This is a genomic window from Amnibacterium endophyticum (assembly GCF_042680685.1).
Classification (GTDB): Bacteria; Actinomycetota; Actinomycetes; order Actinomycetales; family Microbacteriaceae; genus Amnibacterium; species Amnibacterium endophyticum.
Map to the genome: position 1 here is coordinate 80,934 of NZ_JBHUEA010000001.1, position 15,157 is coordinate 96,090.

The following is a 15,157-nucleotide window of genomic DNA, read 5'->3' on the forward strand; positions in this document are numbered from 1 at the left end:
CGGCGCGCGAGCACCCTTGACACCGTGACGGCGGCCTCATAGGTTCATTAGTGAAGTAACGAACCGAGGAGGTCGAGTGCTCAGGGACGATCGACCGATCTTCCAGCAGATCGCGGATCAGCTGGCGGACGGCGTGCTGGCGGGCGCGTACCCGCCTGGCTCCCCGGTGCCCTCGACGAACGAGCTGGCGGCGTTCCACCGCATCAACCCGGCGACCGTGGGCAAGGGGATGACCCTCCTCGTCGACCGCGGCGTGCTGGAGAAGCGGCGCGGGCTCGGCATGTACGTGACGGCGGGCGCGCGCGAGCGCCTGCTGGAGGACCGCCGCGCGGCGTTCGCGCGCGGCTTCATCGCACCGATGCTCGCGGAGGCCGCCTCGCTCGGCCTCGGCGTGACGGAGGTGCACCGCATCATCGATCAGGAAGTGGAGCCATGACCGCACCCGCGATCCGGCTGACCGGCGTGAGCCGGCGGTTCGGCAGGACGACCGCCCTCGAGGACGTCACGACGGAGGTGCCGTCGGGCGTCGTGTGCGGGCTGCTCGGCCGCAACGGCGCCGGCAAGACCACGCTCATGTCGATCCTCGCCGGGCACGACCGGCCGTCGGCCGGCACCGTCGAGGTGCTGGGCAGCGACCCGTTCGAGCACGCCGGCGTGATGGGCTCGACGAGCCTGATCCGCGACAACCAGCGCTATCCGGAGGACTTCAAGCTGAAGCACGTGCTCCGCGTGGTGCCGCGCTTCCACGAGCGCTGGGACGCCGAGCTCGCCGCCGAGCTGGTCGACGCCTTCCGCCTGCCGTCGCGGACGACGGTGAAGAAGATGTCCCGCGGTCAGCAGTCCGGGCTCGGGATCGTCATCGGCCTGGCGTCCCGCGCGCCGCTCACCGTCTTCGACGAGCCCTACCTCGGGCTCGACGCGACGGCCCGCCGGGTCTTCGCGGACCGCCTGCTCGCCGCACGCCTCGACGACGACGAGGGCCGGACCATCGTGCTCTCGACCCACCTCATCGACGAGATGGAGCAGCTGCTCGACCACGTCGTCGTGCTCGACGGCGGCCGGCTCGTCCGGGCGGGGACGACCGAGGAGGTGACCGCGGGCGCCCACTCGCTGAGCGGCGCCGCTGCCGCGGTCGAGCGCGTCGCGGGAGGGCGCACGCCTCTCAGCCGCCATCGCGTCGGCGGCCTCCTCTCCCTGGTCTTCGCGGGCGAGCCGCCTGCGGGGCTCGCGGAGGAGGCGGCCGCGGCCGGGGTGCAGGTCGCCCCGGTCGGGCTGCAGGACCTGGTCGCCGCGCTCGGCGCGGCCGATCGCAGCGAGGCGCCCCGCGAGCACGAGGCGGCGGCGGCATGAGCGCCGCGGTCTCCGCGCCCGCCCGGCCCGCCTCCCCCGCGGACGTCGTCGCGCTCCAGTACGGCAACCCCTACCGGATGCTCGGCGTGCCGCTCATCATCCTCGGTGCGGTCGTCGCCCTCACGGTGGCGGTCTCGCTGATCGTGCTCCGCGCCGGCGGCGACCCCGGGCGAGCGGACTTCAACGCCAGCGTGCTCTACAGCGTGCTCGGCTACACGGTCGCGCTCGGCGTGCAGAACGTCTCGTCCAGCTTCCCGTTCGCGCTGGCGCTCGGCTCGACGCGGCGCGCGTTCGTCCTCGGCAACCTGGCGACCGCCGTCGTGCAGGCGCTGATCGTGGCCGCGCTGTCGGTGGCGCTGCTCGGCGTCGAGGTCGTCACCCGGGGCTGGTTCGTCGGCACCGCCACCTTCGGCTCGGTGCTGCTCGGCGACGGGGACCCGCTCGTGCTCGGCGGCGTCGTGTTCGCGACGATGCTCGGCGCGCTGAGCGTCGGCAGCGTCTTCGGCGCCTCCTGGATCCGCTTCGGCGCCCGCGGGCCGCTCGCGCTCTCGCTCGTCGGCGCGGTCGTGCTCGCCGTCCTGCTGCTGCTCCTCGTCCCGCAGCTCGGCGCGATCACCGCCGCGTTCCGCCCCTGGTGGATCGCCGTCGGCATCGCCGGGGTCATCGGCCTCGCCACCGTCGGCGAGTACCTGTCCCTGCGGCGCGCCAGCGTCCGCTGATCCCTGCTGAGGAGTCCCCCGTGTCCACCACCGTCGCCAGGCCGGCGTCCCCCGCCGCCGTCGTCGCCCTCCAGTACGCGAACCCGAGCCGCATGGTCTCGATCCCGCTCGCGATCCTCGTCGCCGCCGTCGTCGTGACGAGCGGCATCGTCGTGGCCCTGTCGGCGCACGGCGGCGACGGCGCGCTGGAGTCGAACGGCGCGGTCGTCTGGAGCATCGTCGGCTTCGTCGTCGCGATCGGCGTGCAGGCGGTCGCCGTGACCTTCCCGCTCGCCCTCGCGCTCGGCGCCACCCGGCGGACCTTCACCGCGGGCGTCCTGCTCACGGCCGTGCTCGAGTCTGCGCTGCTGACCGCCGCGGCGCTCGCCCTGCTCGGCCTCGAGCGGGTGACGGGCGGCTGGTTCGTCGGCGCGCGGGTCCTCGGCGACACCACCCTGGGCGGCGGCGACGCGCTCGCCCTCGTCGCCGTGATGTCCCTGCTGTCGCTGTCCGCGCTCACCGCCGGCGCCGTCTTCGGCGCGGCGTGGATCCGCTTCGGCGCACGAGGGCCGCTGGTGCTCGGCCTCGCGCTGTCGGCCGCCGCCGTCGTCGCGCTGCTGGTGCTCGCCCCGGCGTTCGGCGAGGCCGGCCGGGTGTTCGAGCCGTGGTGGCTCGCCGTCGCCGCAGGGGTCGTCGTGGCGGCCTCCACCGTCGGCACCGCCGCGCTGCTGCGCGGGGCGACCGTCCGCTGACGCCGCCCTCGGCGATCGGACGGCACCGGACGGCGGTGCGGGCCGGCCCTCAGGGCAGCAGCATCCCCGGCTGGCCCCCGCCGAGCGTGGTCGCGGTCGCGGCCTCCGCGATCGCGTCGCGGACGGTGCGAGAGGGCCAGTCGTCCTCCGCCAGGACCGTCGCGCGGTCGCGTGCGTCCCGGGCCTCGGCCCCGTGCAGCCCGAGGGTGCGCGGCACGCGGTCGAGCGCCTGGAGCAGCGCGGCGGTCGCCCGCGTGCGCTCGTCCGGCTCCGCGCCGTCGACGAGCGCCGCGCGCAGCGCGTCCCGCACCCGCGCCTCGCCCTCGGTGCGGATCGCGGGCCAGCGGGTGCGCGGGATGAACCCGAGCACCTTTGACTCGTGCCGCTCCAGCACCCCGGCGTCCACCAGGCGGTCGGTGAGGCGCTCGACCAGCCCGTCGCCGAGCACGGAGGCGAGGTCGTCGGCGGTGCGCGGCTCCTCGGTGACGACGGCGAGCGCGTCGACGAGCAGCGGGTCGTCGACGCGGGCACCGTCCTCCGCGAGCACCGTCGGCGACGGCCAGCGGCCGGTCGGCAGCAGCGGCACGCCGTCCTCACGGAGCGGCTCCCCCGCCCGGACCGCGCCGGCGAGGCGCAGGTCGGCGAGCAGCGCGGCGCCGAGCGGCACCCGCACGTCGGTCCAGAGCCCGGGCAGGGTGCCGGCGTCGTCGTCGAGCAGCAGGAGCAGCAGGTCCTCGGCGATGAGCGTCATGCCGCGAGCGTGGCGCGGCGCGCTGCAAACGGCCTGATCAGGAGGTTCCGCAGGCAGATGCGCCTGCCTCCTGGAGCTCCCGGATCACAGCGGCTTTTCTCGAGGCTTTCGCCCTCGACTGGTCGAATCGGGTGATGCCCGCCCCTCGGACCGCCCTCTCCCGCGCGTCGATCGTGATCGGCGCCCTCCTCGTCCCCGTGTCCCTGACCGCCTGCACGCAGGCGCCGATCGGCACCCCGGCGCCCGCCGCGTCCGGGATCGCGGTCCCGACCGGCACGCCGACCGACGTCGCGACGGGGCTCGAGGCGCCGTGGGAGGTCGTCCGCTACGACGGCACGCCGTTCATCAGCCTCCGGAACTCGGGCGAGGTGCTCGAGCTGCTGGACGACGGCTCCACCCGCCGCGTCGGTGTCGTGCCGGACGTGCAGCACCGGGGCGGCGAGGGCGGCCTGCTCGGGATGGCCGTGGGCCAGGACGGGGACCTCTACACCTACTCGACCGCCGCGGACGGCAACCGGATCGAGCGCTTCGCGGTCACGGGCGGCGCCGGCTCCTACGCGCTCGGCGCGGAGCGGACCGTGCTCGACGGGCTGCCGTCGAACACCTACCACGACGGCGGGCGCATCGCGTTCGGCCCGGACGGGATGCTCTACGCCTCGGTCGGCGACGCCGGCAGCGGCGACCTCGCGCAGGACCGGGACGCGGCGAACGGCAAGATCCTCAGGATGACGCCGGACGGCGAGGTGCCCGACGACAACCCCTTCCCCGACTCGCTCGTCTACTCCCTCGGCCACCGCAACGTGCAGGGCCTCGGCTGGGCGTCCGACGGCACGATGTTCGCCGCGGAGTTCAGCCAGGACACGTGGGACGAGCTGAACGTGATCCGCCCGGGGCAGAACTACGGCTGGCCGATCGAGGAGGGACGCGGCGACGACGACCGGTTCACGGACCCGGTGCAGCAGTGGAACCCGGACGACGCCAGCCCGAGCGGGCTCGCGGTGATCGACGACACGATCTTCATCGCCAACCTGCGCGGCCAGGTGCTGCGGGCGGTGCCGCCGGACGCGCCCGGCACCTCGCGGGAGCTCTACGAGGGCCGCTACGGCCGCCTCCGCTCGGTCCTGGCGGGGCCGGACGACACCCTCTGGATCGTCACGAACAACACGGACGGGCGCGGGAACCCCGACGCCGGGGACGACCGCATCCTGACGGTGCCGTTGACCTCGTCGAGCTGACGCCGCAGGGTCACGACCGGACCGGCTCGAGGAGGCGGTGGGATGCTCGGAGCCCGGCAGGGGCTCGACGAGCGAGGAGCTGGGGTACCTGGACTCGAACCAAGAACAACTGAACCAGAATCAGCCGTGTTGCCAATTACACCATACCCCACTAGGGCAATAGGACTTGCCCGAGGCGGATCCGTGGTGTGCGGAACCGAGGGACGAGTGTAGCGGACCCGCGCTCCCCGCGCCGACGGGCAGGCGCTCGACCGCTGGAGGCGGCGCTCAGCGAGTGGGAGGCGTCCGCGGTGCGCGGGGCGGGCGGTGCAGCACCGTCCCGGTCCGGGCCGCGAGCCACCGGACGACGCCCGGCCGCAGCGCGAGCGCGAGACCGGCCACGAGCAGCAGGCTGACGACGAGGACGATCGCGCCCGCGGGGCTCTGGTCGTCCCGCACGGCGTACATGTGGTTGAGGTTCCGGATCGCGCCGGTGGCGAGCACGAGGAAGACGTGGACGACCGTGAAGGCGACGAAGGCCCACATCGTCCACCAGTGGATCCGCTTCGCGGTCCGCAGCGGGAAGTGGGCGTCGAGGACGCGCAGCCGGGCGGCGAGGCCCGGCGAGGCGCGCAGCCCCGTCAGCAGCGCGATCGGCCCGAGCAGGAAGACGACCGCGAAGTAGGTCAGCTGCTGCAGCGCGTTGTAGTGGATCCAGCCGTTCTCGCTGGGCCACGTCAGCGCGGCGTACTGCAGGCCCGCGCTCGCCGCCTCCGGCACGACGGCCCACGACGTCGGCACGAGCCGCTGCCAGTGCCCGGTGGCGAAGGTCAGCACGAGGAACAGCGCGCCGTTCACGGCCCACAGGGTGTCGGCGACGAAGTGCGACCAGAGGTCGATCGAGATGCGCACCGGCGCGTTCCGGGTGCGGAGCCGCCCGTCGTTGCGCCGCGTCCAGAAGGTGCTCGGCCGCTGCCCGCGGTGGAGGCGCCACCCCGAGCGCACGGCGAAGAACAGGAAGGCCGCGTTCAGCCCGTGCGCCCAGGCGGTCCACGCGGAGAAGCCGACGGGCGTGCCCGCGGGCTGCGGCGCGACGCCGGAGTAGGTCGCGAGGAACGCGCGGCCCGGGTCGGAGGCGACGACGAGGCGCGCTGCGACCACCACCAGCACCGCGAGCACGACCGCGCCCGCGGCGAACCAGGGCCACCGGCGGCGGGTCGCCGCCGGTGCGGCGGCGGTCACGCCGCGATCGCCGCGCGCAGGTTGCGCACGCGGGCGAGCGTCTCCTCACGCCCCAGCAGGTCGAGCGACTCGAACAGCGGCGGCGAGACCCGTCGCCCGCTCGTCGCGACCCGGACGGGCCCGAACGCGATGCGGGGCTTCAGCCCGAGCTCGCTGACGAGGGTCGACTCGAGCGCGTGCTGCACCGACGCGGTGCTCCACTCCTCGACGGAGGAGAGCGCGGCCTCGGCGGCCGTCAGCACCTCGAGCGCGTTCTTCGGCAGGCCCTTGACCGCGTCGGGGTCGACCACGAGGTCCTCCGCGGTCGTGAAGAAGCTGCCGAGCAGGTCCGGCGCCTGGCCGAGCAGCTGCATGCGCTCCTGCACCAGCGGCGTCAGGCGGGCGAGCAGGTCGAGCTGCTCCGGCGCGGGTTCCGCCGGCAGCACGTCGCGCGCCTGCAGGTAGGGCACCATCCGCGCGGTGAGGTCGGCGGGGTCGAGCAGGCGGATGTGGTCCCCGTTGATCGCCTCCGCCTTCTTCAGGTCGAAGCGCGCGGGGTTCGGGTTCACGGTCCGCACGTCGAACGCGGCCGCCATCTCGTCCCGGGAGAACACGTCGCGGTCGGGCCCGATCGACCAGCCGAGCAGCGCCAGGTAGTTCAGCAGCCCCTCGGGGATCATGCCCCGCTCTCGGTGCAGGAACAGGTTCGACTCGGGGTCGCGCTTCGACAGCTTCTTCGTGCCGTCGCCGAGCACGAGCGGCAGGTGCCCGAAGCGGGGCACCCACTGCGCGACGCCGATGTCGATCAGCGCGTGGTACAGCGCGATCTGCCGAGGCGTGGAGGGCAGCAGGTCCTCGCCGCGCAGCACGTCGGTGACCCGCATGAGCGCGTCGTCGACGGGGTTGACCAGCGTGTACAGCGGCTGGCCGCCGGGACGGACCACGACGAAGTCGGGGAAGGACCCGGCGGCGAAGGTGATCGGGCCGCGGACGAGGTCGTCGAACGACAGGTCGTCGTCGGGCACGCGCAGCCGCAGCGCGGGCTGCCGGCCGTCGGCGCGGTAGCGCTCGCGCTCGGCGGGGTCGCGCTCCCAGTTGCCGTAGCCCTGCTGCACCGCGCGGCCCTCGTCGCGGTTGCGCGCCTCGATCTCCTCGGCGTTCATCCACGACTCGTAGAGGTGGCCCGCGGCGGTGAGCCGCTCGATGACGTCCCGGTAGATCCCGCCGCGGAGCGACTGGCGGTAGGGCCCGTCGGGGCCGCCGCGGTCGATCCCCTCGTCCCAGTCGAGGCCGAGCCAGGTGAGCGCATCGATGATCTGCTGGTACGACTGCTCGCTGTCGCGCGCGGCGTCGGTGTCCTCGATGCGGAACACGAACGTGCCGCCGGCGTGCCGGGCCTGCGCCCAGTTGAACAGCGCGGTGCGGACGAGCCCGACGTGCGGCAGACCGGTCGGCGAGGGGCAGAAGCGGACCCGGACGTCGGCGCCGGTCGCGGTGGAGAACGGATGGGCGTCGGCCATGGCGGTCCCCGATCCTACCGGCGCTTCATCGTGCAGGCAGTTCTGCCCGGCCGGGCCTGGAAGTGCCTACGACATGGAGCCAGGCGGGCGAGAGGCGCACGACGTCGCCGATCACGGTCACGGCGGGAGCGCGGACGCCGACCTCGCGGGCGCGGGCCGCGATCGTGCCGAGGGTGCCGACGGTGACGCGCTGGCGGGGACCCCAGCCGTCCTCGACGACCGCGACCGGGCAGTCCGCGCCGCGGTCGGTCGCGGCGAGCGCCGCAGCCGAGTCGGCGAGCGCGGAGACGCTCATGAGCAGCACGACCGTGTGGTCGGTCCCGCCGGGCAGCGCGGCGACCGCCTCGTGCCCGGTGAGCACCGTGAAGCCGTCCGCGACGCCGCGGTGGGTGACCGGGATGCCCGCGGCCGCGGGCACGGACACGGCGCTCGTGACGCCCGGCACGACCTCGACGGGCACGCCGTGCTCGCGGCAGTGCGCGGCCTCCTCGCCGCCGCGGCCGAGCACGTAGGGGTCGCCGCCCTTCAGCCGCACCACCCGCCGCCCGGCGAGGGCGTGCTCGACGAGCAGGGCGTTGATCTCGTGCTGCGGGACCGGGTGGTGCCCGGGCAGCTTGCCGACGTCGATCACGAGCGCGTCCGGGGCGAGCTCCGGCAGCGCGGCGCGCGGGCCGAGCCGGTCGGCCACGACGACGTCGGCCTCCGCGAGCAGCCTTCGGGCGCGGACCGTGAGCAGGCTGGGATCGCCCGGACCGCCGCCCACGAGCGCGACGCGACCGCTCCCCGACGAGGGCGACGCGGACTTGCCGCTTCTCGCTGTCGACACGCCGCCGGGGTCGCAAGAAGCGGCAAGTCCGCGGTCCCGGAGGGCGTCGCGGACCGCGCGGGCGCGACGGGGGTCGCCGCCCGCCTGCACCGCGATCGTGAGGCCGTCCTCGCGGAGCACGGCCGGCGTCCACGCGCTGGCGAGGTCCCGGTCGCTCGCGACGACGCACCAGAGGCGCCGCGCCTCCGCGTCGGCCGAGACGCGCTCGTCGACGACGCCGGTCGCGGCGTGCACGAGCCAGACGCCGTCGAGGTCGGCCTCCCGGTACTCGCGCGACCGCCAGGTGACGGCGCCGGTGCCGACGAGCGCGCGCAGATCGGGACCGGCCTCCGGCGCGACGACGGTCACGAGCGCGCCCGCGTCCACGAGGCCGGCGGCACGTCTGGCGGCCACGGGGCCGCCGCCGACGACGAGCACCTCGCGACCGGCGACCTTGAGCCCGAGCGGGTAGAGGTCGGTCACAGGTGGATCCCGCACTCCGTCTTGGCGAGGCCCGCCCACCGGCCGGAGCGCGGGTCGGCGCCCGGGGCCACGCGCTGCGTGCAGGGCGCGCAGCCGATCGACGGGTAGCCGTCCGCGAGCAGCGGGTTCACCGGCACCGCGTGGCGCTCGGCGTAGTCGAGCATCTCGTCGGTCGTCCACGCCGCGAGCGGGTTCACCTTGACGAGGCCGTGCCGCGCGTCGAAGGTCACGAGCGGGGTGTTCGCGCGGGTCGGCGCCTCCTCCCGTCGCATCCCGCTGAACCAGACCTCGTACTCCTCGAGCGCCCGCGTCAGCGGGTAGACCTTCCGCATCCGGCAGCAGGCCTCGGGGTCGCGCCGGTTGAGGTCCGGCCCGAAGTGCTGGTCCTGCAGGTTGACGGTCCGCTCCGGCTCGACGTTCACGACGCGCACGTCGAGCCAGCGGCGCACCTCGTCGCGCGTCTCGAGGGTCTCGGCGAAGTGGTAGCCGGTGTCGAGGAACAGCACCGCGACGCCCGGGATGCGGGTGGAGACGAGGTGCGGCAGCACGGCGTTCGCCATCGAGGAGGCGACCGCGACCCTCGGCAGGTCGAAGTGCGCCGCCACCCACTCCACGACCGTCAGCGCGTCGGCCTCGCCCAGCTCGTCGGCTCCGCGCCGCGCGAGGGCCTCGAGCTCGTCGGTGGTGCGGCGCGCGGCCAGCAGCGTCGTCATGCGAGGGCCGCCTCGTCGGCGCGGTGCGCCCACTGCGCGAACGACTCGCCCCCGTCGCGGTCCGCCATGAAGCGGCGCACGAGGCGTTCGACGTACTCGGGCAGGTCGTCCGCGGTCACCTTGAGCCCGCGGACCGTGCGGCCGAGGCCCGCCTCATCTCGGTCCGTCGAGACGAGCCCGCCGCCCAGGTGCACCTGGAAGCCGGGCTGCTGGCCGCCGGCGCCGTCGGGCAGCAGCTGCCCCTTCAGCCCGATGTCGGCGGTCTGGATGCGGGCGCAGCTGTTCGGGCAGCCGTTCACGTGCAGCGAGATCGGGGCGCCGACCTCGACCCCGGCGAGCCGCTGCTCCAGCTGCTCGATCGCCCGAGTCGCCGCGTCCTTCGTCTCGACGATCGCGAGCTTGCAGTACTGGATGCCCGTGCAGGCGATCGTGCTGCGCCGGAACGGGCTGGGCGTCGCGGAGAGCCCGAGCGCCGCGGCTCCCGCGACGACCTGCTCGACGCGCTCCTCGGGGACGTCGAGCAGCACGAGCTTCTGGTGCGGTGTGGTCCGCAGGCGGCGGGAGCCGTGCGCCTCCAGCAGGTCCGCGAGCGCGACGAGGGTCGGCCCGTCGACGCGGCCGACCGTCGGCGCGACCCCGATGTAGGCGCGGCCGTCCTTCTGCCGGTGCACGCCGACGTGGTCGCCCGGCGTCGCGGGCTGCTCGGGCGCCGGCCCGTCCGGCAGCGCGTAGCCCAGGTACTCGGTCTCGAGCACCTCGCGGAAGCGCGCCGCGCCCCAGTCGGCGAGCAGGAACTTCAGCCGCGCCTTGTTGCGCAGGCGCCGGTACCCGTAGTCGCGGAAGATCGACGCGACGCCGAGCCACGCGTCCGCCACCCGCTCCGGTGCGACGAAGGCGCCGAGGCGCTCGCCGAGCCGCGGCGCGGTCGACAGCCCGCCGCCGACCCAGAGGTCGTAGCCGACGCCGAGCTCGGGGTGCCGCACCGCGACGAACGCGACGTCGTTGATCTCGTGCACGACGTCGAGCGACGGGTGGCCGGTGACCGCGGTCTTGAACTTGCGGGGCAGGTTCGCGAGCTCCGGGATGCCGATGTAGCGCTGCGTGATCTCGTCGATGACCGCGGTCGGGTCGATCAGCTCGTCGGCGGCGATGCCGGCGACCGGGCTGCCGAGCACGACGCGGGGAACGTCGCCGCACGCCTCCGTGGTGCCGAGGCCGACCGCCTCGAGGCGCCGCCAGATCTCCGGCACGTCCTCCACGCGGATCCAGTGCAGCTGGATGTTCTGCCGGTCGGTGAGGTCGGCGCTGCCGCGGGCGAACTCGACCGAGATGCCGCCGATCGTGCGCAGCTGCTCCGTCGTCAGCTGACCGCCGTCGATGCGGACGCGCAGCATGAAGTACTCGTCCTCGAGCTCGTGCGGCTCGAGCGTCGCCGTCTTCCCGCCGTCGATGCCGGGGCGGCGCTGCGTGTACAGCCCCCACCAGCGGAACCGGCCGTGCAGGTCGGTCGGGTCGATGGAGGCGAAGCCGTCGCGGCTGTAGGTGTCGAGGATGCGCTGCCGCACGGCCAGCCCGCCGTCCTCCTGCTTCCACCGCTCGTTGCCGTTGAGCGGCGTCGTCCCGTCCACGGCCCACTGGCCGTGCGAGCGGTTCGCCACGGGCCGCCCCGGGCGCTGCGTCTCGACCACGGTGTCCCCCTTCGTCGGCCAGCGAGTGGAACACGGTCGTCGGCGCGGCGGGAAATGCACGACGTCATGTGACGACGGGCGCCGGCCGCGTCTGCACACAATGTCGGGTGCCCTCAGCCCTGATCGCGACCAGCCACGGCACCGGCGACCCCGCCGGGCAGGAGGCCGTCGCCCGGTTCGTCGACGCCCTCGCCGCGGCGGCGCCCGACCGCGCGGTGCTGCCCGCGCACGTCGACGTGCAGCAGCCGGACGTGCCCAGAGCGCTCCAGGCGGCGCCCGAGGGCCCGGCGGTGATCCTGCCGCTGCTCGTCTCCGCCGGCTACCACGTGCACGTCGACCTCGCGCGTGCGGCCCGCGCCGCGGGGCGGCCCGCGGTCGTCGCGGAGGCGCTGGGACCGGATCGCCGGCTCGCCGTGCTGCTCGCGGAGCGGCTCGACCTGCTGCCGGACGACGTCGTCGTGCTGATCGCCGCGGGGTCCAGCGACGCGCGGGCGCAGGCCGCCTGCCGCGAGGCCGCGGCGCTGCTCGCGGACGAGCTCGGGCGGCCCGTCGAGCTCGCGTACCTGTCGGCGGCCGAGCCGCGGGCGGACGCGCTCGTGCGCCGCCTCCGCGGGGCGGCGCCGGGACGGCGGGTGGTCGGCGTCTCCTACCTGCTCGCGCCCGGGTGGTTCCAGACGCTCGCGGAGCGCTGCGGGGCCGACCTCGTCACCGGGCCCCTGCTGCCGGCCGACGGACCGACCCCCGAGGCCCTCGTCGCGATCGCCCTCGACCGGGCGGCCGCGGCGGAGCCGGCCGCGCAGGGCGCTCCGGCCGCCTGACGGCGGCGCAGGCCGCGACGACGGCGAGGGCCGCCACGGCGATCAGCGCCCACGCCGAGAGGCCGACCACGGCGGTCCGCACGCCGGTGCCGGCGAGGTCGCGGAAGCGGATGCCCGCGCCGAGCCCGAAGAGCGCCATGCCGAGCAGCACGGTCTGCAGGATCTGGGCCGCCTCGAGCAGCGCGGCGGGCAGCGGCAGCAGGCTCCGCAGCAGCACGGCGACGACGAAGCCGATCACGAAGAGCGGGACGATCGGGGGCCGCCGCTCCCCCTCCTGCTCCCCGCGCGCGCGGAGGACGACGCCCGCGATCGCGACGACCGGGGCGAGCAGCAGCACGCGCAGCAGCTTGACGACGATCGCCGCGGCGAGCGCGGTCGCCCCGAACTGCTGCGCGGTCGCGACGACCTGGCCGACGTCGTGCACCCCTGCGCCCGCCCAGCGCCCGAAGGCGACCGGCGCCATCCCGGTCGCCGTGCCGACGAGCGGCAGCACGACGATCGCGAGGGTCCCGCAGAGCGTGACGAGGGCGACCGGCCGGGACTGCTCCCGGGCGTCGCTGCGCGTCACGGCGGCCATCGCCCCGATCGCCGAGGCGCCGCAGATCGCGAACCCCGTCGCAAGCAGCAGCGGCTCCCGACCGGGCAGCCGGGCCGCGCGGGCGATCAGGTAGGTGCCGCCGAAGGCGAGCGCGACGACGCCGACGACGGCGAGCACCCGCAGCAGGCCGAGGCGCAGCACGTCGCCGAGGACGAGCTGCAGGCCGAGCAGCACGATGCCCGCCCGCATCGCCCGCTTCGCGGCGAGGGCGACGCCCGGCTGCAGGGCCCCGTCGAGCAGCCGGACGGTCGGCGCGAGCTGGGCCACCAGCACGCCGAGCGCGACGCAGACGGTCAGCAGCGGCACCGCCGGCAGCGCCAGGTGCACGAGCCACCCGATCCCGACGGCCCCGAGGGCGACGGCGAGGCCGGGCAGCGCGCGGGTCACATCCGGTTCCGGGCGGGGTTGCTGAGGCGACCGATGCCCGCGATGTCGATGTCGACCGTCTGCCCGTCGACGAAGCCGCCGAGGCCCGCCGGCGTCCCGGTCAGGATCAGGTCGCCGGGCAGCAGCGTCCACACGTCGCTGACGTACTCGATGATCTCGGGGATCCCGTGGATCATGTCGCGGGTGTTGCCGTGCCGCCGCGGCTCCCCGTCCACGTAGGTCTGGATCTCGACCCCTCGGGGATCGATCTCCGTCTCGATCACCGGCCCGACGGGGCAGAAGGTGTCGTACCCCTTCGCGCGGGCCCACTGCCCGTCCTTGAACATCTCGTCGCGGGCCGACACGTCGTTCGCGATCGTGTAGCCGAAGATCACCTGGTCGGCGTCCTCGGCCCGCACCCGCTTCGCGACGGCGCCGATGACGATCGCCAGCTCGCCCTCGTGGACGATCCGGCCCTCGACGGGCGGGATCTGGATCGTGTCGCCCGGCCCGACGACCGAGGTGTTCGGCTTCAGGAAGATCACCGGCCGGTCGCCGGTGCCGGGCGCCAGCTCGTCCTTGTGCTCGGCGTAGTTCATCCCGATGCAGACGACCTTCGAGCGCGGGATCACGGGCGCCAGCAGGCGCGCCTCGGCGAGCGGCACCCGCTCCCCCGTCGTCTCGAACCCCTGGAACATCGGGTCGCCGGCCAGGACCACCAGGTCCTCGTCGTCGACGATGCCGTACTGCGGGTCGCTGCCCCCGGCCGTGAACCGCGCGATCTTCACTCCACGAGCGTAGCGACCGTCCCGTCGCGGTCCGCCGGGACCGCGGGCCGCGGCGCCGGCAGCGGGTCGGCCCCGAGGTCCTCCACGGTCCGGGCGATCGCGTCGAGCGGATCGCCCTGCTCCGCCATCCAGCGCTGCAGGCCGCGGGCGCGCTCCGCGTAGCGCTGGTCGGCGAGCACGCGGCGCACGCCGGCGCGGATCGCCGCGGGCTTCGGGCGGCCGCTGCGGAGGTCCACCCCGACGCCCGCCCAGCGCACGCGCGCCGCGACCTCCGGCTTGTCCTCGGTGGTGCCCGCGACGACGAGCGGGACGCCGTGCGCGAGGCTCAGCTGCACGCCGCCGAAGCCGCCGTTGCTGACGACCACCGAGGTGCGGGGCAGCAGCGCGTCGTAGGGGAGGAACTCCGCGACCCGCGCGTTGGCCGGCAGCCCCTCGGGGAACGCCCGCTCGACCTCCGCGACGGGGCGGCCGCCCGTCGCCGCGACGACGAGCACGTCCTCGGCCGCGAGCGCGCGCAGGGCGGGCACGAGCAGCTTGCCGAGGTCGACGTTGTCGATCGTCCCCTGCGTCACGTGGACGACCGGGCGGCCGCCCGTCACGTCCGCCCACCAGGAGGGCAGCACCGCGTCTCGCCGCGCCGCCTGCCGGAGCGGGCCGAGGAAGCGCACGGTCGGCGGCAGCTCGCGCCGCGGGTACTCGATGCCCTCGGCCGCGAGCAGGAAGGTCGCGTCGAAGCGGTAGGGCTGGTCGAAGAAGTTGCCGGCCGGCGCGGGGGCGCCCACCTCGGCGAGCGCGGCGACGACGGCCCGCTGGATCGGCTTCAGCGGCCCTGCGTGCAGCACCGAGTTCAGCGCGCGGTTCCGCAGCCGCGCGAGCGGCCCGCTGCCCGGCTGGAGCGCCGGGCCGAAGGGCGCGGTGTCCTCGCTCGTCAGCGTGACGGGCAGCGCGGACACGCTGATGATGGGCACCCGCTCCGCCCGGGGCACGGTGAGCAGGGTCGGCAGGGCGCCCATGAAGACGCCCTCCGACAGCACCAGGTCGTAGCCGCCGGACTCGAGCTCGGCCGTCAGGGCGCGGTGCTGGCCGGGGATGGTGCGCGCGAACATCCCGGTGATGTCGTAGCGCACGGCCGCGAGGCCCTTGTAGCGGTCGCGGCCGGGCAGCCAGGCGTCGAGGTCGGCGTCGTCGTAGTCGACGCCGGCCGGCAGCGGCACGAAGCCGAGGCCGTGGCGCCGCACGGCGTCCTCGTACTTGCGCCCGGTGAGCACGACGACCTCGTGGCCGCGGCGCTGCAGGTCCTCGCCCACGACGAGCATGGGGGCGATGTGCCCCCAGATCGGCGAGCTCGGCATCAGGATCTTCGACAAGGGGGATCTCCTCCACTTTCAGTAC

Annotated in this window: 15 protein-coding genes and 1 tRNA gene; 6 read left to right on the forward strand and 10 right to left on the reverse strand. The window is 75.0% G+C overall.

Annotated features, from left to right (window positions below):
* Positions 1 to 76 precede the first annotated feature (76 nt).
* From ACFSBI_RS00420 to ACFSBI_RS00435, 4 genes are read left to right on the forward strand one after another with little or no spacing between them, the layout of a single operon-like run.
* Positions 77 to 436 (forward strand): GntR family transcriptional regulator, encoded by a 360-nt coding sequence (locus ACFSBI_RS00420; RefSeq protein WP_377931207.1) that lies wholly within the window; start codon positions 77 to 79, stop codon positions 434 to 436.
* A complete protein-coding gene (locus ACFSBI_RS00425) occupies positions 433 to 1,350 on the forward strand; it encodes an ABC transporter ATP-binding protein (protein ID WP_377931208.1) in 918 nt (305 codons plus the stop codon). Before ACFSBI_RS00420 ends, ACFSBI_RS00425 begins: the two co-directional genes overlap by 4 nt.
* Positions 1,347 to 2,069 carry a hypothetical protein gene (locus ACFSBI_RS00430; protein ID WP_377931209.1) on the forward strand — a complete coding sequence of 241 codons (723 nt, stop codon included), beginning with the start codon at positions 1,347 to 1,349 and terminating at the stop codon, positions 2,067 to 2,069. The genes ACFSBI_RS00425 and ACFSBI_RS00430 overlap by 4 nt, the downstream gene beginning before the upstream one ends.
* Positions 2,070 to 2,089: 20 nt before the next feature.
* A complete protein-coding gene (locus ACFSBI_RS00435; RefSeq protein ID WP_377931210.1) occupies positions 2,090 to 2,800 on the forward strand; it encodes a hypothetical protein in 711 nt (236 codons plus the stop codon).
* 49 nt (positions 2,801 to 2,849) lie between these two features.
* Here the strand turns inward: ACFSBI_RS00435 and ACFSBI_RS00440 are convergent, their stop codons facing one another.
* Positions 2,850 to 3,551, reverse strand: coding sequence for a GOLPH3/VPS74 family protein (locus ACFSBI_RS00440; protein ID WP_377931211.1), 702 nt, complete (start codon positions 3,549 to 3,551; stop codon positions 2,850 to 2,852).
* A gap of 134 nt (positions 3,552 to 3,685) precedes the next feature.
* Between ACFSBI_RS00440 and ACFSBI_RS00445 the strand changes: the two genes are divergently transcribed.
* Positions 3,686 to 4,786, forward strand: coding sequence for a PQQ-dependent sugar dehydrogenase (locus tag ACFSBI_RS00445; RefSeq protein ID WP_377931212.1), 1,101 nt, complete (start codon positions 3,686 to 3,688; stop codon positions 4,784 to 4,786).
* 79 nt (positions 4,787 to 4,865) lie between these two features.
* Here the strand turns inward: ACFSBI_RS00445 and ACFSBI_RS00450 are convergent.
* From ACFSBI_RS00450 to ACFSBI_RS00475, 6 genes are all read right to left on the reverse strand, one after another.
* A tRNA-Gln gene (locus tag ACFSBI_RS00450) sits at positions 4,866 to 4,937 on the reverse strand.
* 116 nt (positions 4,938 to 5,053) lie between these two features.
* Positions 5,054 to 6,007 (reverse strand): cytochrome b/b6 domain-containing protein, encoded by a 954-nt coding sequence (locus ACFSBI_RS00455; RefSeq protein WP_377931213.1) that lies wholly within the window; start codon positions 6,005 to 6,007, stop codon positions 5,054 to 5,056.
* Complete coding sequence (gene gltX / locus ACFSBI_RS00460) at positions 6,004 to 7,506, reverse strand: glutamate--tRNA ligase (protein WP_377931214.1); 1,503 nt, start codon at positions 7,504 to 7,506, stop codon at positions 6,004 to 6,006. Before gltX ends, ACFSBI_RS00455 begins: the two co-directional genes overlap by 4 nt.
* 25 nt (positions 7,507 to 7,531) lie before the next feature.
* Entirely contained in the window at positions 7,532 to 8,794 is a 1,263-nt protein-coding gene (gene cobA, locus ACFSBI_RS00465) for a uroporphyrinogen-III C-methyltransferase (RefSeq protein WP_377931215.1), read from the reverse strand.
* Positions 8,791 to 9,507 (reverse strand): phosphoadenylyl-sulfate reductase, encoded by a 717-nt coding sequence (locus ACFSBI_RS00470; RefSeq protein WP_377931216.1) that lies wholly within the window; start codon positions 9,505 to 9,507, stop codon positions 8,791 to 8,793. The genes cobA and ACFSBI_RS00470 overlap by 4 nt, the downstream gene beginning before the upstream one ends.
* Positions 9,504 to 11,195 carry a nitrite/sulfite reductase gene (locus ACFSBI_RS00475; protein ID WP_377931217.1) on the reverse strand — a complete coding sequence of 564 codons (1,692 nt, stop codon included), beginning with the start codon at positions 11,193 to 11,195 and terminating at the stop codon, positions 9,504 to 9,506. Before ACFSBI_RS00475 ends, ACFSBI_RS00470 begins: the two co-directional genes overlap by 4 nt.
* A 107-nt stretch (positions 11,196 to 11,302) precedes the next feature.
* On the opposite strand from ACFSBI_RS00475, the gene ACFSBI_RS00480 reads away from it, so the two are divergent.
* Positions 11,303 to 12,013 carry a sirohydrochlorin chelatase gene (locus tag ACFSBI_RS00480; protein WP_377931218.1) on the forward strand — a complete coding sequence of 237 codons (711 nt, stop codon included), beginning with the start codon at positions 11,303 to 11,305 and terminating at the stop codon, positions 12,011 to 12,013.
* Here ACFSBI_RS00480 and ACFSBI_RS00485 read toward each other — a convergent pair.
* From ACFSBI_RS00485 to ACFSBI_RS00495, 3 genes are read right to left on the reverse strand one after another with little or no spacing between them, the layout of a single operon-like run.
* Complete coding sequence (locus tag ACFSBI_RS00485; protein ID WP_377931219.1) at positions 11,901 to 12,998, reverse strand: YeiH family protein; 1,098 nt, start codon at positions 12,996 to 12,998, stop codon at positions 11,901 to 11,903. The genes ACFSBI_RS00480 and ACFSBI_RS00485 overlap by 113 nt on opposite strands.
* Positions 12,995 to 13,765, reverse strand: a complete 771-nt coding sequence (locus tag ACFSBI_RS00490; RefSeq protein ID WP_377931220.1) for a fumarylacetoacetate hydrolase family protein — start codon at positions 13,763 to 13,765, stop codon at positions 12,995 to 12,997. The genes ACFSBI_RS00485 and ACFSBI_RS00490 overlap by 4 nt, the downstream gene beginning before the upstream one ends.
* The gene (locus ACFSBI_RS00495) at positions 13,762 to 15,132 is read right to left on the reverse strand and encodes a glycosyltransferase (protein ID WP_377931221.1); all 1,371 of its coding nucleotides are present in this window, start codon (positions 15,130 to 15,132) and stop codon (positions 13,762 to 13,764) included. The genes ACFSBI_RS00490 and ACFSBI_RS00495 overlap by 4 nt, the downstream gene beginning before the upstream one ends.
* Between the last annotated feature and the right edge of the window lie 25 nt (positions 15,133 to 15,157).

Coding starts and splice junctions, on each gene's coding strand:
- ACFSBI_RS00440 (WP_377931211.1), bottom strand. CDS start 3,551: ATGACGCTCATCGCCGAGGACCTGCTGCTCCTGCTGCTCGACGACGAC.
- ACFSBI_RS00470 (WP_377931216.1), bottom strand. CDS start 9,507: ATGACGACGCTGCTGGCCGCGCGCCGCACCACCGACGAGCTCGAGGCC.
- gltX (WP_377931214.1), bottom strand. CDS start 7,506: ATGGCCGACGCCCATCCGTTCTCCACCGCGACCGGCGCCGACGTCCGG.
- ACFSBI_RS00445 (WP_377931212.1), top strand. CDS start 3,686: ATGCCCGCCCCTCGGACCGCCCTCTCCCGCGCGTCGATCGTGATCGGC.
- ACFSBI_RS00430 (WP_377931209.1), top strand. CDS start 1,347: ATGAGCGCCGCGGTCTCCGCGCCCGCCCGGCCCGCCTCCCCCGCGGAC.
- ACFSBI_RS00425 (WP_377931208.1), top strand. CDS start 433: ATGACCGCACCCGCGATCCGGCTGACCGGCGTGAGCCGGCGGTTCGGC.